Annotated in this window: 17 protein-coding genes; 12 read left to right on the forward strand and 5 right to left on the reverse strand. The window is 47.9% G+C overall.

Annotation, left to right across the window (positions count from 1 at the left end):
* Positions 1–8: 8 nt before the first annotated feature.
* Positions 9–1,559 (reverse strand): AbgT family transporter, encoded by a 1,551-nt coding sequence (locus BLQ32_RS03550; protein ID WP_074509148.1) that lies wholly within the window; start codon positions 1,557–1,559, stop codon positions 9–11.
* 470 nt (positions 1,560–2,029) lie between these two features.
* On the opposite strand from BLQ32_RS03550, the gene coaW reads away from it, so the two are divergent.
* Positions 2,030–2,833, forward strand: a complete 804-nt coding sequence (gene coaW / locus BLQ32_RS03555) for a type II pantothenate kinase (protein ID WP_074509149.1) — start codon at positions 2,030–2,032, stop codon at positions 2,831–2,833.
* 30 nt (positions 2,834–2,863) lie between these two features.
* Here the strand turns inward: coaW and BLQ32_RS03560 are convergent, their stop codons facing one another.
* Positions 2,864–3,424 carry a nitroreductase family protein gene (locus tag BLQ32_RS03560; protein ID WP_074509150.1) on the reverse strand — a complete coding sequence of 187 codons (561 nt, stop codon included), beginning with the start codon at positions 3,422–3,424 and terminating at the stop codon, positions 2,864–2,866.
* A 204-nt stretch (positions 3,425–3,628) separates the two neighbouring features.
* On the opposite strand from BLQ32_RS03560, the gene BLQ32_RS03565 reads away from it, so the two are divergent.
* Positions 3,629–5,023 (forward strand): protoporphyrinogen oxidase, encoded by a 1,395-nt coding sequence (locus BLQ32_RS03565; protein WP_074509151.1) that lies wholly within the window; start codon positions 3,629–3,631, stop codon positions 5,021–5,023.
* Positions 5,024–5,296: 273 nt separating this feature from the next.
* Here BLQ32_RS03565 and katA read toward each other — a convergent pair whose 3' ends face one another.
* Positions 5,297–6,763 carry a catalase KatA gene (gene katA, locus BLQ32_RS03570; protein WP_074509152.1) on the reverse strand — a complete coding sequence of 489 codons (1,467 nt, stop codon included), beginning with the start codon at positions 6,761–6,763 and terminating at the stop codon, positions 5,297–5,299.
* 434 nt (positions 6,764–7,197) lie between these two features.
* Between katA and BLQ32_RS03575 the strand changes: the two genes are divergently transcribed.
* The 3 genes from BLQ32_RS03575 to BLQ32_RS03585 all read left to right on the forward strand — a co-directional run bounded on the left by BLQ32_RS03575 (position 7,198) and on the right by BLQ32_RS03585 (position 10,500).
* Positions 7,198–8,700, forward strand: a complete 1,503-nt coding sequence (locus BLQ32_RS03575) for a class I adenylate-forming enzyme family protein (RefSeq protein ID WP_074509153.1) — start codon at positions 7,198–7,200, stop codon at positions 8,698–8,700.
* 92 nt (positions 8,701–8,792) lie between these two features.
* Positions 8,793–9,686 carry an NAD(P)H-dependent flavin oxidoreductase gene (locus tag BLQ32_RS03580; RefSeq protein WP_074509154.1) on the forward strand — a complete coding sequence of 298 codons (894 nt, stop codon included), beginning with the start codon at positions 8,793–8,795 and terminating at the stop codon, positions 9,684–9,686.
* On the forward strand, positions 9,679–10,500 hold the full coding sequence (locus tag BLQ32_RS03585; protein ID WP_074509155.1) for an enoyl-CoA hydratase-related protein: 822 nt from the start codon (positions 9,679–9,681) through the stop codon (positions 10,498–10,500). The genes BLQ32_RS03580 and BLQ32_RS03585 overlap by 8 nt, the downstream gene beginning before the upstream one ends.
* A gap of 72 nt (positions 10,501–10,572) precedes the next feature.
* On the opposite strand, the gene BLQ32_RS03590 is transcribed toward BLQ32_RS03585, so the two are convergent.
* Together BLQ32_RS03590 and BLQ32_RS03595 are read right to left on the reverse strand one after the other, a co-directional pair.
* Entirely contained in the window at positions 10,573–11,631 is a 1,059-nt protein-coding gene (locus BLQ32_RS03590; protein ID WP_074509156.1) for a C40 family peptidase, read from the reverse strand.
* A 216-nt stretch (positions 11,632–11,847) separates the two neighbouring features.
* Positions 11,848–12,426: a hypothetical protein gene (locus BLQ32_RS03595; RefSeq protein WP_074509157.1), complete on the reverse strand. Its 579-nt coding sequence runs from the start codon at positions 12,424–12,426 to the stop codon at positions 11,848–11,850.
* A 242-nt stretch (positions 12,427–12,668) separates the two neighbouring features.
* Here BLQ32_RS03595 and BLQ32_RS03600 point away from each other — a divergent pair, with 242 nt between their 5' ends.
* The 7 genes from BLQ32_RS03600 to BLQ32_RS03630 all read left to right on the forward strand — a co-directional run bounded on the left by BLQ32_RS03600 (position 12,669) and on the right by BLQ32_RS03630 (position 18,531).
* Positions 12,669–13,064, forward strand: a complete 396-nt coding sequence (locus tag BLQ32_RS03600) for a hotdog fold thioesterase (RefSeq protein ID WP_074509158.1) — start codon at positions 12,669–12,671, stop codon at positions 13,062–13,064.
* Between the two features lie 236 nt (positions 13,065–13,300).
* The gene (locus BLQ32_RS03605) at positions 13,301–14,074 is read left to right on the forward strand and encodes an SDR family oxidoreductase (RefSeq protein ID WP_074509159.1); all 774 of its coding nucleotides are present in this window, start codon (positions 13,301–13,303) and stop codon (positions 14,072–14,074) included.
* Between the two features lie 22 nt (positions 14,075–14,096).
* Positions 14,097–15,677 carry a long-chain-fatty-acid--CoA ligase gene (locus BLQ32_RS03610; protein WP_074509160.1) on the forward strand — a complete coding sequence of 527 codons (1,581 nt, stop codon included), beginning with the start codon at positions 14,097–14,099 and terminating at the stop codon, positions 15,675–15,677.
* Positions 15,678–15,700: 23 nt separating this feature from the next.
* Entirely contained in the window at positions 15,701–16,876 is a 1,176-nt protein-coding gene (locus tag BLQ32_RS03615; protein ID WP_074509161.1) for an acyl-CoA dehydrogenase family protein, read from the forward strand.
* A 28-nt stretch (positions 16,877–16,904) separates the two neighbouring features.
* The gene (locus BLQ32_RS03620; RefSeq protein WP_074509162.1) at positions 16,905–17,669 is read left to right on the forward strand and encodes an SDR family NAD(P)-dependent oxidoreductase; all 765 of its coding nucleotides are present in this window, start codon (positions 16,905–16,907) and stop codon (positions 17,667–17,669) included.
* Positions 17,670–17,686: 17 nt separating this feature from the next.
* Entirely contained in the window at positions 17,687–18,136 is a 450-nt protein-coding gene (locus BLQ32_RS03625; RefSeq protein ID WP_053165988.1) for a MaoC family dehydratase N-terminal domain-containing protein, read from the forward strand.
* Positions 18,133–18,531 (forward strand): MaoC/PaaZ C-terminal domain-containing protein, encoded by a 399-nt coding sequence (locus BLQ32_RS03630; protein ID WP_074509163.1) that lies wholly within the window; start codon positions 18,133–18,135, stop codon positions 18,529–18,531. The genes BLQ32_RS03625 and BLQ32_RS03630 overlap by 4 nt, the downstream gene beginning before the upstream one ends.
* The last annotated feature ends 32 nt before the right edge of the window (positions 18,532–18,563 follow it).

The following is an 18,563-nucleotide window of genomic DNA, read 5'->3' on the forward strand; positions in this document are numbered from 1 at the left end:
ATTCCTCCTTATTGTGGCAAATGGATCCCGCCGCCAGGTCCGAGCGGGAGACCGAGCAAGAACCAGATAATGAACAAGATGATCCAGAAAATCGCAAACGCGATGGAATATGGCAGAAGGGAAGCAAGCAAGGTCCCCATTCCGATATTCTTGTCGTACTTTTTCGCGAACGTCAATAGAATGGCAAAGTAAGCAAGCATCGGTGTAATCGGGTTAGTGATGGAATCCGCAATACGGTAAGCCACTTGGGTAACCGCCGGGTCGTAGCCAAGCAGCATGAACATCGGCACGAATACCGGTGCCAGGAGCGCCCATTTGGCAGAAGCGCTGGCAATCAGCAAGTTGATCAAAGCGGCGATTACGATAAAACCAAGGATAAGCGGAAGCCCTTCAAATCCGATGCCTTTCAAGAATCCGGCTCCTTCGATGGCAATGATCGGACCAAGGTTGCTCATGCCGAAGAACGCAATCATTTGAGCCGCAACGAACGCCAAAACGATATAGCCGCCCATTCCGGACATCGCTTTTGTTAAATGCTCGGCAACATCTTTATCGCTTTTCAAGACTTTTGCACCAAATCCGTAGGCAAGGGCCGGCAACAAGAAAGCAAACAGCATAATTGGCACAATGCCAGTCATAAACGGAGAAACAATGACGCCGCCAGTTTCCTGGTTGCGCAAGATCGCATTTTCCGGAAGAACCAACAACAAGATGACAATCGTGTAAAATGCCAGAGCAATGGCTGCCCACAGGAGGCCGCGCTTTTCTTCCGGCGTCGCTTTTTCCAGTTTTTCAACCGTGCCTGTATAGGCGCCTAAGCGGGGTTCTGTAATTTTTGTCGTTACAAACATCGCTACCGGAATAATCACGAATGTGGAAGCGATCATGAAATACCAGTTGATTGCCGGATTGGCGACATAGTTCGGATCAATCAGGTTGGCGCCGGCTTGCGTAAATCCGGACAATAACGGATCCAGCATGCTGACAAGCAAGTTGGCGCTGAAGGCGCCGGTAACTGTGGCATAACCGGCAATCAGGCCGGCAATGGGGTTGCGCCCGAGTGCAGCAAAAATCATAGCGGCGATTGGAGGCAACACAACTTGCGCTGCATCAGCAGCTGTATTTCCAAGGACTGCAATCAATAAAATAGTCGGCAAAATAATTTTTGCCGGAGCATTTAAAATCGTCGTTTTCATAAACGTCGTCACAAGGCCGGTTGATTCGGCAAGGCCGACGCCAAGCATAACGACGAGCACGAGTCCGAGAGGGGGAAAGCCTGTGAAATTCGGAACCAAGGTTTCAACAATGGACCGGATGCCGGCGCCGTTGAGCAAATTGACGACCTGGATTTCTTCGCCGGTTCCAGGGTGAACCGACTTAACGCCAAGAGATGCAAAAATAGCAGAAGCCACTAAGATGATGAGAGTGAAGGCAGCAAACAGCGTTACAGGATCCGGAAGTTTATTTCCGTAAATCTCAACTTTGTTTAGTAATTTTTGAAACAAGCTTGGTTTTTCCACTTTGGCATTGGCAGCATTAGCTTCTACAATCTTGCTCATGTATTCACTCCCTTTAGTTAGAATTATTAAAATATTATTACTTTGTCCGGTTAAACTATATAGTAGATTTCACAAAAAGAAGAAGAAAACTTTGTGGATTACCATGAATTTTGTTTAATTTATTGAAAACAGGGGTATAAGAAACCCTTTTTAGTTCGTCAACCACAATTTCCCGACTCCCGGGCCACTGAAGGCAAGCTTCGTCATTGCAGTTGTTATGCTGAGAGTTGGTGTGTAGATTGAAGGAGGCCGAAATAAAAAAGATGCCCACATAATGGACATCTTTTTTATTCAGTTAAAATGATTCTCCCGTCTGCTTTCCAAAATACGAAATGGCTTATTTCTTTCACGGTTGCCAGACTTGCTTCTAGTAACCCAATGGAAAACTGTCCCAATCCATAAAGTATTATGGTAGAATTTCTTCGTATGCAATAATTCACTACGGGTGTTCAGAAAGAGCAGGTGCAAAAATGATTGTCGGTATCGATGCAGGCGGGACATTAATTAAAGTGGCGTACACCGAAAACGGTTCACTCCATTTCATAAAATACCCAATTGCCGAAATAGAGCGGGTTGCCGCTTGGATAAACGAGTTGGAGAATCCCACGATTTGTATCACCGGCGGTAAATCGGGTGTACTCCGTTCGCTAATAAATATAAATTCAAAGGAAATGGTGGAATTTGATGCTACGCATCTCGGCGTTCAATACCTGTTGGACCGGATGGGGCGTTCGGAAGATGTGTACGTCGTGACCAATGTCGGAACAGGCACGTCCATCCACTGCATCCAGAACAATATGCAGGAACGCCTCGGCGGCACAGGAGTCGGCGGAGGAACTTTGGTGGGGTTGAGCCATCTGCTGGCGGGCGTCACGGATTATGAAGAAATTGTTGCATTGGCCAGCAAAGGTTCTAGAGACCGCATCGATTTGAAAGTGAAACATATTTACGAAGGCAAAGAACCGCCGATTTCCGGCGAATTGACCGCCAGCAATTTCGGCAATGATTTATTTTCTGTTGCTGGGAAACTATCAAAAGAAGAACTGTTGGCAACAGTGGTCGGCCTGGTCGGCGAAACGGTCAGCACAGTGAGTGTCTTAGCCGCTCGCCAGTGTGCCAGTTCAACTATTATTTACATCGGATCTTCCTTTATCCACAATCCTTTGCTAAAAGAAGTAGTGGAAAGTTACACGGTATTGCGCGGTGCGACACCTTTGTTTTTGGAAAACGGCGAGTTTTCCGGAGCAGTCGGCGCTATGATCAGTTTAAAATAAAAAAAGATGGCGCTTCCGGCGCCATCTTTTTTATTCGCTGATAATGATTAATTTTTCGCGGATGTCCGTACGTTCTCGTTTTTCCGGAACATGCATCGGGTAGCCGATCATCATGGTCGCTACAATCTTTTCGCCAGGCTTAACGCCGATGGCTTCCCGGAATACCGGATCGTAAATCCAGTCATTCGAGCGCCAGATCATCCCGATGCCGCGTGCCCAGGCAGCGAGCTGGAAGTTCTGCAGCAGCGATGAAATCGCGCCGTAGTCTTCGTCCCAGCGTCTTTGGCGCGGGTCTTCCGGCATGATCACCACCAAATGCAAGGGAATGTCGCGGAAGTACTGTGCTTTGTTCAAGACTTTTTGTGGAACGGCTCCGTCTTCTTTTGGCATGGCATCGATAAAGGCCTGCACAAATTTCTCTTTGCCGTCTCCTGCATACAATTGAAAGCGCCAAGGCTGGTTTACTTTATGGTTGGGCGCCCATTTTGCCACATTCAGCAATTCTATGATTTCTTCAATATCCACCGGGTCTTTTTTGAACTTTTTGATGGTCCGGCGCTCTAAAATATTTTGATCTATTGGGGTCAGCATCTGTCTCTCTCCTTTATACAAATGATAAAGCTTCTCATTCAATCAAACCAGAACGGGCGTGAAAACGCAATCAAGTGCTCTTTTATTGCCCGGGAAATAAAAGAAGGGGAAACCTGGGCAAGCGTATCAAAACTGACATAATATCGCCTGCTTTCAGTCCGGTTTGTTGGTAAAATGAAGACAACAGTAAGGAGTGGATAAGGAATGGCAACAGTAGCAGTGGTAGGCGGAGGCATTACAGGGCTTTCCGCAATGCATTATTTACAGCAACTAAAAAAACAGCAGAATCTTGATTTGGAACTGGTTTTAATTGAGCAAGATGCAGAACTGGGCGGAAAAATCCGTACCGTAAAGGATGCCGAATTCATCATGGAAACCGGCGCGGATTCGATTGTTGCCCGCCATGCCAGCGTCATGCCGTTGATTGAAGAGCTGGACTTGAAGGACCGGGTCGTCTATAACGGCACGGGCATTTCCTATTTATACGCGAATAACCAATTGCATGCCATTCCCGCCGATACGGTATTTGGAATTCCGATGGACGAAAACGCCCTTTTCAGTTCGACTTTGGTATCGGATGAAGGAAAGCGCGCAGCCCTGCGGGACTTTGAAACGAACAATGAGACCTTCACGCGCGACAGTTCGATTGGGGAGTTCCTTGAAGCATTTCTTGGAAAAGAACTCGTAGACAACCAGATTGCACCGGTACTGTCAGGCGTTTATTCGGGGAATCTCCATGAATTGACGCTGGCTTCCACGCTGCCTTATTTGGTCGATTACAAAAACAAATACGGCAGCATCATCAAAGGGCTGGAAGCGAACAAGCAGCATTTCCAAGGGACTGCGAACAAGAAATTCATTTCGTTCGACGGGGGCATGGCGATGTTGATTGACCGGCTGGAAGAAAAACTGGATGAAGCAACGATCATAAAAGGGGTGGCTACCGAAGCGGTCATGAAAACAGAGGACGGCTATGAAGTGAAGATGGCTGATGGAAGATCGGTGCTGGCCGATTACGTCATTCTGGCAACGCCTCATGAAGCAGCAGAGAACCTGTTGAAGGAAAAAGCGCTGGAACCGGAATTTGGCCAGCTCTTGAATTCTTCATTGATCAGTGTCTATTTTGGGTTTGATTTGCCGGATGCGCAGCTGCCTGCAGACGGCACCGGGTTTATTGTGTCTCAAGATACGGATTTGCTGTGCAATGCCTGCACGTGGACGAGCCGCAAGTGGAGCCACACTTCCCGCAACGGAAACTTGCTCGTTCGATTGTTCTATAAAAGCTCGAATCCGTCGTATAGCCGATTGAAGGATTTATCGGAAAGCGAACTGGCAGAAGCTGCTTTGACCGATATCCAAAAAAGCCTGGGAATTGACGCCAAGCCTGTATCGATTGAAGTGACCGGATGGAAAAACTTGATGCCAAACTACACGATGCAGCACAAGGCGGCTGTTTCTGCGCTGGAAGAAAAAATGGCTGAACTTGTGCCGAATGTCAAGCTGGCCGGTGCTTCGTTTTACGGCGTCGGCATCGGCGCCTGCATCCAAAACGGCAAAGATTTGGCTATGGAGATTGCAGCAAGCATAAAAGGTGAATGAAAACGGGAGAGCGGCCAAGGGGCTGCTCTCCTGTTTTTGTTTTATGAGCAACTTTGGGGTGGATATGAGCAAGTCCGGATGAAATACGAGCGGCTTCAGAGCATATACGAGCAAGCCGACCACTTACGCCCAAGTCAAAGGGAAATACGCCCAACTTTCATTCGGATAAGCCCAACTCGCACCACTTTATGCCCAACTTCACTGCCGATACGCCCAACTTCCCAAATCAACAAAAAACAGCCATCCCAAAAGGGACAGCTGTCATCAGCATTCTTATTTGATTTCAGTAAGGCCTGGTACAGGAAGGCCAAGACCTTCAGCAACACGAGTCCCGAATCCCGGATCCGCTTTGTACAAGTGGCTGATCTGGCGAAGTTTGATGTCTTCTTTTGTAACCGCGCTTAAGCCGCCGACGAAAGTTGCAACAAGGCGTTCTTGCTCTTCCGGAGTCTGCAAGCGGTAAAGGTCGCCCGGTTGTGTGTAGAAGTCTTCTTCGCGATAAGGCACAGAATCCGTGAACCCTTCCACTGCAAGTGGAGCTGGTTTCGAAGCAGCTTCTTCAACTGGTCCGCCGTAGCTGTTTGGTTCGTAGTAGACAGAACCGCCGCCGTTTGCGCCAAAGTTCATCTGGCCGTCGCGCTGGTAGTTGTTTACTTCGTTTTTCGCCGCATTGATCGGCAGCATTTGGTGGTTAGCGCCTACGCGGTAACGGTGTGCATCGTGGTATGCGAACAAACGGCCTTGAAGCATTTTGTCCGGCGATACGTCGATGCCCGGAACCAATGTGCCAGGGGAGAACGTTGCTTGCTCAACTTCTGCAAAGTAGTTTTGCGGGTTGCGGTTAAGCACCATGCGTCCAACTTCAATCAACGGATAGTCTTTATGAGACCATGTTTTTGTTACATCGAAAGGGTCGAAGCGGTATGTGTTCGCATCTTCCAACGGCATGATTTGAACGTACATTTTCCAAGCTGGGAAGTCGCCTTCTTCAATGGCATTGAACAAGTCTTCTGTATGGAAGTCAGGGTTTTCGCCGGCAATTTTGTCAGCGACTTCCTGTGTGATGTTTTGGATGCCTTGTTCAGTCAGGAAGTGGTACTTCACCCAATGGGATACGCCTTCAGCATTTGTCCATTTGAATGTATGGCTTCCGAAACCGTGCATGTGGCGAAGAGTCGCAGGAATTCCGCGGTCGCCCATCAAATAGGTTACTTGGTGCAACGATTCTGGAGATAACGACCAGAAGTCCCACACTGCGTTAGGGTTTTTCAAGTGAGTACGCGGATCACGCTTTTGTGTATGGATAAAGTCAGGGAATTTGATCGCATCGCGGATAAAGAAAATCGGCGTGTTGTTTCCAACTAGATCGTAGTTTCCTTCTTCTGTGTAGAATTTCAAAGCAAAGCCGCGTGGGTCGCGAACAGTGTCAGCAGAACCAAGTTCGCCGGCTACTGTAGAGAAACGGGCAAACATATCCGTCTTTTTGCCGACTTCTGATAAGAAAGCGGCTTTAGTGTATTTTGTAAGGTCTTGTGTAACTTCAAAGTATCCGTGAGCGCCAGCGCCTTTAGCGTGGACAACACGTTCAGGAACACGTTCCCGGTTAAAGTGAGCTAATTTTTCAAGAAGATGTACATCTTGAAGCAATACTGGTCCGCGCTGGCCAGCTGTCTGTGAGTTCTGGTTGTCGCCAACCGGTGCACCCCAGCTAGTCGTTAAAGTTCTTTTATCTGTACTCATGAATCGAACACCTCATTCTCATTATTAGTTAAAGCACTACATTCCTAATGATAACAGTTTTCAAATTAAAATCAATACTTAATGATAATTATTCTAATCAAGAAAAATGCTTGAAAATGCAGGGGATAATGAGTATTCATGAGATAAGGCTTTTCTCAATTGGATGAAAAATTCTTTCTTCTATCTATAACTTTGCCGGAAAAAGGAAAAAAACTCAACTTTAAACTCTTGTTTGAAAATTAAATGCATATATAGAAAGACATTGCATTTCAAAATAAAAATAGCTAAGATGAAATTCAAGCAAAAGTTTTCAGAAAACTAAAACTATTGAGGTGAGGAAGCTATCGCAAAAGCTTGAACTACCGCTTAAATGTAAGCCTTTTCATAAAAGGTCTGGCATACTTATGCCAATCAAACAAAAGGGGATGGGAAAAATGCTCGTTACACAATCTATTGCAAAATATGCAGATACACAGCCTGCGAAAGTATATACCTCTTATCAAGGGAGAGAATGGAGCTACAGCGAGTTTTACAAAAAGGCACAACGGGTGGCGGCTTATTTTCAGCAGAAGGGGTATCAAAAAGACGACATTATCGCGTTGTATGCCTTGAATTCCGATACGTTTCTTGTTTGTTATTTCGGCATCCAGCTAGGCGGCTTTATTGCCATGCCGGTCAATACGAAACTGGCAGCGCCTGAAGTTCAGTATATTTTCTCGAACTCGGAAGCGAAAGCGCTGATCTATGACGTGCGTATTGAAGAAGTGATCAAAAACACGGCGCATAAGTTCCAGGATACGTTAACCATCGGCGGAGAAGACACGTTAGGGAGCATTATGGAAGATGCTTCACTCGAATTTAAGCCGGTATCCTTGGATGCGGAAGATACCGCAGTGGTGATGTATACCTCCGGAACGACCGGAAAACCGAAAGGCGTGATGCTGACGCATGGCAATATACAAGCATGCGCGGAAATCTGGTCCGAAGCCATGGCGATTACCGAACAGGACCGGATGCTGATCTCAACGCCTCTTTTCCATTGTGCCGCGGCTCACGTTTTTGTTGTGCCTGTCACCCATAAAGGCGGCTCCTTGGTGATAGAAGAAGCGTTTTCTCCTGATAAGACGCTGAGTATGCTGAAGTCTGCCCAGCCAACCATGTTTTTCGGTGTGCCGGCGATGTACAGCATCATTCTAAATCTGCCGGATATCCAGAACGTCCAATTGCCGTCATTGCGCCTGTTCTGTTACGGGGCAGCGCCGATGCCTTATGAACTGGTGAAAAAACTGAAAGAGACGTTTCCCGCTGTCGGTGTCCAGAACTGCTACGGCCAGACGGAAAATGCGCCGGCTGCCTCTTCCTTAAAAGACCATTTTGCCCTGGATAAAATCGGTTCGGTCGGCGAAGTGCTGCCGCAGACAGAAATCCAGGTGGTGGATGAATTCGGCGATTCGCTGCCAACCGGCCAAGTAGGGGAGATCGTCGTCAAAGGGCCACAGGTGATGAAAGGCTATTTGCGGAACGAAGAAGCAACACGCCAAGCGGTTAAAAACGGCTGGATGTACAGCGGAGATCTTGGGAAATTTGATGAAGACGGCCTGTTGTATATTGTTGACCGCAAAAAAGACATGATTATCCGCGGCGGCGAAAATGTCTATCCGGTGGAAGTCGAAGAAGTGCTGTATCAAATTCCGCAATTGCTTGAAGCGGCAGTTGTCGGCGTACCGCACGAAGTATACGGCGAAGTGCCAAAAGCCTACGTTGTCCTAAAAGAAGGGAAGTCCGTGTCGGAAGAAGAAATCAAATCGTATTGTGCGACCCAGCTCGCAAAATACAAAGTGCCGCTGGCAGTGGAATATCTGGATGAATTGCCGCGCAATGCATCCGGAAAAGTGTTAAAGCATACGCTGCGGGCTGCAGAAAACTCACGGGCTTAAATAGAAAGGGGAATTTTAGAAAATGTATACTATCCAGCCAAAAAGAAACGAGCTGCAAGGGATCCAGGGCAAACGTTCGGGAGGTGTTACGTATGCTTAAGCTTCCGGTAATTATCTCTCCCATGTTCTTGGTATCAACGCCGAAAATGGTCATCGAAGCGGGAAATGCCGGTGTAATCGGCTCATTCCCTCTATTAAATGCGCGTCCAGTTGAAACATGTGCAGCCTGGCTGCAAGAAGTGAAAAGTGCTCTCGGCGATAAGCCGTGGGCCGTCAATTTCATTTGCCATACGGGCTCCAACAGCCGCTACGCCGATGACCTGGAATTGATCCGCCAATACGAGCCGCCCATTGTCATTACTTCGTTAGGCTCGCCTGGTGAAGTTATTGAGATTGTCCATGCATATGGCGGCCTTGTCTATTCGGATGTAGCCAATGTGCGGCATGCGAAAAAAGCGGCTGCCAGCGGAGTGGATGGTTTGGTGCTGGTTTGTGCAGGGGCAGGCGGGCACGGCGGCACCTTGAATCCGTTCGCGTTTATTGCCGCGGTGAAAAAATTCTACAGCGGCACCATTATTTTGTCGGGCGGCCTTTCGACAGGGGCAGACATTGCCGCGGCCAAACTGATGGGCGCCGATTACGCCTATATGGGGACCCGCTTTTTAGCGGCGGAAGAAAGCAGCGCGCCGGAAGACTACAAGCAAATGGTCATCGATTCCACCATCGAAGACGTACTGTACACCGATTCGTTCAGCGGGGTGCCGGTCAATGTATTGGTCCCAAGCCTCGTAAAGCAGGGAATTGATCCGAAAACCTTGAAGCCGAAAGACGAAGTCGATTTATCGCATTTGGTCAACGCCAAAGCATGGCGGGATATTTGGTCCGCTGGGCATGGGGTTACCACTATCACGAAAAGAGAAACTACAAAAGAAATCGTGGATACGCTGATTTCCGAATATAAGGAGGGAGTGGGGAGCCTTGTATGAAACGATTAAAGCCGATTTAAAAGATGGGATATTAACGCTTACATTAAACCGGCCGGAGCAGATGAATGCCTATACGGACAAAATGAACGAAGAATTGCTGCATTTCTACAAAGAGGCGAATCAAAATGACGAAATCCGGGTCATTGTGGTGACGGGGAGCGGCCGTGCATTTTGTGCCGGCATGGATTTGTCGGACGGAGGGGCGACGTTCTCTTCAGAACAATCGGCAGAAGAATACCGGGACCTCGGCGGCCAAGTGAGCCTGCAAGTCTACGAAGTCAACAAACCGATCATTGCCGCTATCAACGGCGCAGCGGTGGGCATTGGCCTGACGATGACCCTCCCGATGGATATTCGGATCGTCAAAAAAGACGCAAAAATCGGCTTTGTTTTCGGGCGGCGCGGCATCGGTCCGGAAGCAAGCTCAGGCTGGTTCTTGCCGCGCCTTGTAGGGATCGGGAAAGCGCTTGAATGGACGCTGACCGGGCGTTACATCCCGACAAGCGAAGCGGTCAGAACAGGCCTGGTGCAATATGAATCGGAGGATCCGTTGGCGAAGGCTTACGACATCGCCAAAGACATTGTGGAAAATACCGCAGCCACTTCGAATAGTTTCACCAGGCAATTGCTATGGAAAATGCTCGGGCAGGAACATCCGCATGCTTCTCATGTGATCGAATCCCGCTTCTTGCATTGGGCCGGGCAAAATGCCGACGCGGAGGAAGGCATTGGAGCGTTTATCGAAAAGCGCCCTGCCGAATTTCCGATGAAAGCGTCCGAGCTGCCAAATTTCTTCAAGGCAACAAAAGAATAAAAAAAGAAAACAACACCGGAAAAATTCCGGTGTTGTTTTTGGTTTAAGGAGAAAAAACAGGAACTGCTGCGATCAATCCATCGCGTATAGGCGTTTGAACCCGTCGAAATGTTTGCCCCAGTAGGAATCGCTCAAGCTGGTAATTTGGACGCGATCGCCGCCGGCATGGATGAACTTGTTGTCTCCGAGGTAAATGCCCATATGAGAAATCCCTGCACGGTACGTATTGCTGAAGAACACCAAATCACCCGGCTTTGGATTGCTTACATCGTATGAACGCGCATCGTAGCCAGTTGTGTTGGTGCGTGGAAGGCTGACGCCTGCTTTGTTGTATACATAGTAAATAAATCCGCTGCAATCAAATCCGCTTGGCGTGGCACCGCCCCATACGTATGGAATGCCAGTTAGGGAAGTTGCCGTTGAAATCACTTTCCCGGCCACTCCAGCTGCTGGGACGGCGGGCTGTGAAACGGGAGTGGGTTTAGGTTGTGTGGCGACTGTTGTATTTTTTACATTCAGCACTTGTCCTACCCGGATCGAACTTGAAGTCAGGCCATTCCAGTTCATTAATTGTGTAACGGAAATGCCATGGCGATGGGCGATATTCGTCAATGTATCTCCACTGACGACTTTATACGTATTGCTGGAAACCGCTGGCGCCGTAGTTTTAGCCGGTGCAGGTGCTTTTGGTGCAGCAGGGGCTGCCACAGTGCCGCTTACTTTCAGCTTTTGGCCAACGAAAATCGTGTTTGTAGAAAGGCTGTTCAGCTTTTGGATATTGCTAACGGTTGTTTTATGTAAAGAAGCAACTTTGTAAAGCGTATCTCCCGATTTTACTATGTATGTGTTTTGCACGGTGGCTCCAGTCGAAGCGGGTGCAGTCGTTTTGGCAGGAGCGGTTGTTTTAGCTGGCTGAGAGGCAGTCAGTTTTAAAACTTGATTTGGGTAAATAGAATCGGATTTTAAATTGTTCCATTGTTTGATGTTGGCGATCGAGACATTATTTGAAGAAGCGACCTTCCACAACGTATCCCCTGGTTTAATCGTGTACGAACTTGCATCTGCACTCGCAGCCCCAACGAATAGAGCCAAAGAACCTGCAGCAAGTACAGAGTAAGCTAATTTTTTCATGTTTTTTCTCCTTTTTAATGAATAATTTGTATATAAAATAGTAAATTTTATTGAATACTTAAGGTGTATTTAATTGTATATTCAAAAATTTAAATAGGCAATAAGTTTTAATATTACAATTGTGTTACAAAACATGAGGTCATGGTTTATAACCAAGTACTAGGGGGTAATAGAAAAAGCTTCGGAACATCACTGTTCCGAAGCTTTTTTGTCTTCTTAGGCATGAAGATATTGATGGATTTGCTGGAAATCATCCGAAATATGAGCGGCGTTTCCTAAAACATCTTTGTACCAGCTGGTTAGTTGCTTGGTTTCGTTAAACGCCAGGCTTTTTTGGTTTTCTACTTTTTCCACGAAGTAATTGATGCTATTGACCCGATTTTGAAAATAGGGAATATGTTGGCGGAACCGGTCTTCTACTTGCGGATTAAAGAGCTTGCCGAAGTGCATCAGCCCATTGTTAATATATTCTTCTGCATACAGTGCAGCACCGGCAACAGCTAGCTGATCCTCCAGCTGCGGCTCTTTTGGCGCATTGAGCGTTAGGGGCATGAGTTCCTCGGCTGTCTGCAAAGCCTCAAGCATTTGCTGCTTTTGGATTTTCGTTAAGCCGTTCTGCCGGTCGAAGTTTCCAAAAACGGCACTGGCGGCATCCAAGTGAGAAGAGAGGCGCTCAAGTTTCAGCTCTTCCGGTTTTGTGCCTACCAAACTTTTAATTTTTCCGTAAACAAAAAGGCGCTGCAAGTAACCGTACAATAAAACAACGCCATTGAATTGCGCTTCTGCTGCATTCATTCGTCTTGCTCCTTTCAAAATCCATTTTCTTTCAGTATACCGTTTTGAGAAGAGAGGCAAACAGCGACAGCGGAATAAATCGGCTCTGGTCTTTGGCCAGTTGTTCTTCAGCAGGCGAGCGGGATTGATGAGGAGAACAAGCCGCAGAATTTTGCAATGAACATAAAAAGGGATATGAAAAAGAGTGGGCATCATTGCGTCGGTATGATATGTTTTCACTATTAACGAAAAGGAGGAAGCTTATGAAAATCAAATCTTATGAAAAAACCATTATGGGAGCGCTTGGAATCGAAATGGGAGAAGTAGGGGCGGATCGCGTCGTTGCGACAATGCCGGTGCACGAAGCAACGCATCAGCCATTCGGCCTTCTTCATGGAGGAGCTTCAGTCGTATTAGCAGAATCAGTCGCAAGCGTCGGGACATGGAATTTAATCGATCAGGAAAATGAAATTGCCGTGGGGCTGGAGATCAACGCCAACCATATCCGTGGAAAGCGGGAAGGAACGGTAACGGCTGTCGGCACACCTTTACATAAAGGCCGCACCACAATGGTATGGGATATAAAAATAATGGACGAAGAAGAAAAGTTAATTTGTGTATCGCGCTGCACCGTTGCGATTGCCCCCAAAAAACGCTAAGGTTGTGCGGGAAAGTTTTCGAAAGAGGACATTCTAAAACTTGATTAGTCAGAAAAATTAAAAAACATATTGAACTTGTAGAATGGATTCATGTATACTCAATAAAAATGATTAATTAAAGCGCTTACATTTTTGGTTTCAGTTTCCAGGAAAGATTGTAAGCGTCTTTTTTTACAACTAACATACCGAACGTTCAGTATTTATATCGGGCGTCCGGTATGTGCGGAAGGAGAATGATGATGACGAATTCTTTTTTTGATCTGAGCGGACGGACCGCGCTGATTACGGGAGGCGGGAGCGGTTTAGGGAAAAATATTGCGGAAGTATACGCCGAGTACGGGGCAAATATTGCCGTCTGTTCCCGAAAACTTGCGAATTGCCAGGAAACTGCAGAAGATTTGGAACGCAGATTTGGCATCAAAGCTAAAGCTTACGAATGCGATGTCAGCAACGAACAGCAAGTCGAGAAGACCGTTGCGGAAGTGCTTCAGGATTTCGGCGCCATCGATATTTTGGTCAATAACAGTGGAGCCACTTGGGGTGAATTTGCTGAGAACATGCCGCTTGAAGCGTGGCAGAAAGTGATCAATGTCAATGTGACTGGAACCTTTCTCATGTCAAAAGCCGTTGGCAAGCACATGATTGGCAACGGCTACGGAAAAATCATCAACATCGGTTCGACTGCCGGCTTAAAGGCGGAATCTCCGGAAGTGTTGAATGCCATCGGCTACAGTACGAGCAAAGCTGCGGTCCACCATTTCACAAAAGATCTGGCCCGGAAGTGGGCTGGCCATGGCCTGTACGTGAATGCCATCGCCCCCGGCTTTTTTGAGACAAAAATGACAAAACAGACAATCGCAAAGCATGCTGACAAAATCATCAGCAGAAATCCGATGAAAAAGCTGGGAGAACCGAAATCGCTTCAAGGCGTGGCGCTTTTTTTAGCAGGGGCAGCAAGCGACTACGTAACCGGCCAGATTATAGCAGTTGATGGAGGCAGTTCATTATAAAGTTCGGTGAGGAGGGAAGGCGATGGAAAGACCTTGGCTGCAATACGTAGTAGAAGGCAATCCAAAAGAAATAGAAATTCCGGAGATTTCATTAGTGGAGCTGCTTGGCGAATCGCTCCAAGCGTATCCGCACCATACAGCAATCACTTTTTTCAACCAGACTTATACATACAAAGAGCTTGAGAGCCACATCCAAAAAGCGGCCGGCATGCTGTGGGATAAAGGAATCCGAAAAGGCGACCGGGTAGCCATTATGCTGCCGAACTGCCCACAGTATCCGGTCAGTTTCTACGGGGCACTTTCATGCGGAGCGACAGTCGTCCAATTGAATCCGATGTTTCAGCCGGCTGAACTGCTTCATATCTTGAAGGACTCAGAAACAAAAGCCTTGATCATCCTGGACCGCTTGTTGCCGCTCTTTCAAAGCATCGCGGGAGAAACACCCGTAAAAGAAGTGATAGCGGTTGGCGTGGAACCTGATTTTACGGATGGAGAATCAGCGAAAGAAATGCCGCAGGTGAAAATTGACCCTATAGATGATGTAGCGGTTCTCCAATATACAGGAGGAACGACGGGCCTTCCCAAAGGTGCCATGCTGACGCACTACAACATCGCAGCAAATACGCTGCAAAGTGCGGCTACCGGATTGGTGAAAACGAGAAAAGGCGAAGAACGGGTACTGACGATTGCTCCGCTGTTCCATGTCTACGGCATGACGAGCGGCATGTGCGTGACTTTCCATAATGGCGGCAATCTGATCCTGGTGCCGAAATTCGATGTCGAACAAGTGGTGGCTTTGATCGAACAAACAAAACCAACAGCTTTTCCAGGCGTGCCGACGATGTACATCGCTTTGCTGGACTACTATAAAACCCGGCAGTTCGATCTGGGCTGCCTAACCACTTGTTCAAGCGGCTCGGCTCCGCTGCCGCTCGAAGTGCTTGAACAGTTCAATAAAGTCAGCGGCACCAAAGTGGCAGAAGGGTATGGGTTGTCGGAAGCATCTCCAGTCACGCACCGCAACCCGATTTCAGGGCTTCAGAAAAATGGCAGCATCGGCATTCCCTTGCCGAATACGGATGCCCGCATCGTTGATATTGCAACGGGTGAGCAAACACTTGAAGCCGGCGAAGTCGGGGAATTGGTGATCAAAGGCCCGCAAGTCATGAAAGGCTATTGGAACAGGCCGGAAGAGACCAATCTCACAATACGGGAAGGCTGGCTGTTCACGGGAGACCTGGCAACAATGGACGAAGATGGCTTCTTTTATATTGTGGGCCGCAAGAAAGAAATGATTCTTGCAAGCGGCTTTAATGTGTACCCGATTGAAGTGGAAAATGTGATTTATCGCCACCCCGCTGTGCTGGAAGCTGCAGTGTTCGGGATTCCGGACGAATACAGGGGAGAAACCGTACAGGCCATGGTGGTGCTGAAAGAAGGAGGGGAACTGACCGAACAGCAATTGATTGATTTTTGCCGAACGGAATTGGCGGCTTATAAGGTCCCTGCACATGTCCAGTTTGTTCAACAACTGCCAAAAACAGCGGTGGGCAAAATACTGAAACGTACGTTGCGAGAGCAATTCATCAACAATAAAGCCTAATAAAAACGAATGGAGAGATGACAATGCATTTACGTTTAACGGAAGAACAGGAAATGGTCCGAAAAACAATCCGGAGATTTGTCGAGAAAGAATTGATTCCATTGGAAAACGATGTGCTGAAAAATGAGCGGGAAGGTAAGCCTGGCATTTCAAAAGAAAAACTGAAGGAATTGCAGCGAAAAGCGAAAGAATTCGGTTTTTGGGGCATCAATACACCGGAAGAATACGGCGGAGCGGATATGGGACAGATGATGATGGCGCTGGTCCTGATGGAAGTATCGAAAACCTTCGTGCCGTTCACGTTCGGCGGTTCAGCTGACAATATTCTCTACTATGGCAACGAAGAACAAAAGCAGAAATACTTGATTCCGACCATTAACGGAGATAAGAAATCGTGTTTTGCGATGACGGAGCCGGATGCGGGATCGGATACGCAGAACCTGAAAATGACGGCCGTCAAGGAAGGCAATGAATGGGTGCTGAACGGCGAGAAAACCTTTATTACCGGCGGGAACGAAGCGGATTTTGTAATGGTCATTGCGATTACAGACAAAGAACTGCATTCAAAAACCGGCCGCGAAGGCGTGACGTGCTTTATCGTCGACCGCGACATGGGCTGGAAATCCGAATACATCGATACGATGGGTGAATGGGGGCCAGCCGGGCTGGTGTTTGATAATGTTCGTGTTCCGGAAGAGAACATTCTCGGCGAAGTCAACGGCGGCTATAACCTGGGGCTTGAGTGGATCGGCTTTGCTCGATGGGTGGTAGGAGCGCGCGCTGTCGGCATGAGTGAACGGCTCCTGCAAATGGCGATTGACTACTCGAAAGAACGCAAGACCTTCGGCAAACCGATTGCTGAGCGCCAAGCCATCCAATGGCCGATTGCCGATTCCGCGGTGGAAATCGAAGCAGCGAAATGGCTGGTGCTGAATGCGGCATTTACACTCGACCAAGGAGAAGACAACCGCCATTTGGCATCGATGGCAAAATTGTACGGCGCCAATATGGGCAACCGCGTTGTTGACCGTGTCTTACAGATCCACGGCGGCATGGGCTACACAAGGGAATTGCCGATCGAACGCTGGTACCGTGAAGCCCGTCTTTGGAGAATTTACGACGGCACGGATGAAATTCAGCGCATGATCATTTCACGCAACTTGTTAAAAGGGCATGTGAAGGTAGGCCAATTCATTTAAAACCACGGACTGAAAGGAAGTTATGGAGATGAAAAACACATTTGAAGGAAGAACGGCATTTGTAACCGGAGGCAGCCGGGGAATCGGCAAAGAGATTGCGGAGCGCTTCGCAAGTGAAGGTGCAAACGTCGCCATCATTGACGTCAATGAAGAAGCGCTGAATGAAACGGCCGCGGAATTTTCCGGGAAAGGCTATTCCGTCTATACGAAAAATGCCAGTGTGACCGATAAAGAACAAATCGAAGAAGCGATGAAAGAGGTTGTTGAGCAATTCGGTTCGGTGGACATCCTGGTCAATAACGCCGGCGTGATCCGGGACAATATGCTGTTTAAAATGACCGATGAAGATTGGCTGACGGTGATGGATGTCCATTTAAAAGGGGCATTTTATGCCACACGCGCCGCTCAGGCGTATATGACCCAAAACAAATATGGCCGCATCATCAACATTTCGTCCACCTCTGCGCTGGGGAACCGGGGCCAGGCGAATTACGCCACTGCCAAGTCCGGCCTCCAAGGGTTTACGAAGACATTGGCGATTGAGCTGGGCAAGTTTGGCATTACTGCAAACTCCGTGGCGCCAGGGTTTATTGAAACGGATATGACGAAAGCGACAGCTGAACGGATTGGCATTCCGTTTAATGATTTGATCCAGGCAAGCGTCTCGAACATTCCGGTCAATCGGAGCGGAAAGCCGGAAGACATTGCCAATGCAGTGGCATTTTTCGCTGATGAACGCTCATCGTTTGTCAGCGGGCAAGTGCTGTATGTGGCAGGCGGTCCGAAAAACTGATGAAAGGGGCAGAAACCATGTTGAAAGAAAGCATTGGCAAGCGTTCAGAGAAAGTGAAAAATACGATTGAACGAGGCGCAGTCCGGAAATTTGCAGAAGCAATCGGCGATCCGTCGCCGCTGTTTCTGGATGAACAGGCCGGAAAAGAGTCGAAATACGGCAGAAATATTGCACCGGCGACATTTCCGGTGACATTCGATGCCGGCAGCATCCCCGATTTGAAACTGCCTTCGCAAGGATTGATCCACGGCGAGCAAATTTACCATTACAACCGGCCGCTATTTGTAGGCGAAGATATTTATTGCTGGATGGAAGTCAAAGACTATTACGAGAAAAGCGGCAATTTCGGCGATATGGGCTTTTTGGTCATCACAAAATACGGAGAAGATGCAGAAGGTGCTTTGCTGTTTACAGAAGAACGCATCGTCATCATCAACGAAGCGGCGAGAAAGGGGATGCCGGTATGAAGCAGCTGAAAGATCTTCAATTGGGAGAATCCCTCTCAGAGATGGAACTGGCGCCGGTTGAGCGCCTGGATTTGATCAAATATGCAGGTGCTTCCGGCGATTTTAATCCGATTCATACGATTGATGCGGAAGCTGAAAAAGCAGGGCTTCCAGGAATCATCGCCCACGGCATGTGGACGATGGGCAATCTGGCCAAGCTGTTTACGCCTTACTTAAGTGAAGGATTTATCCAGGACTATTCGATCCGCTTTAGAGGCATGGTATTTATTGGCGACGTCATTACATTAAAAGCGGCCGTTTCGGAAAAGCAGCAGGAATACACGAAGTTCACAGTACAAGCCGTCAATCAGCAAGGCAAGGATGTACTAAAAGGCGATGTCGTTTTTTCGTTTTGAATGAGAAAGAGTGAAAAAGAGGAGGAGAATGG

The sequence above is a fragment of the Planococcus glaciei genome (assembly GCF_900099655.1).
In the GTDB taxonomy this organism is placed as follows: Bacteria; Bacillota; Bacilli; order Bacillales_A; family Planococcaceae; genus Planococcus; species Planococcus glaciei.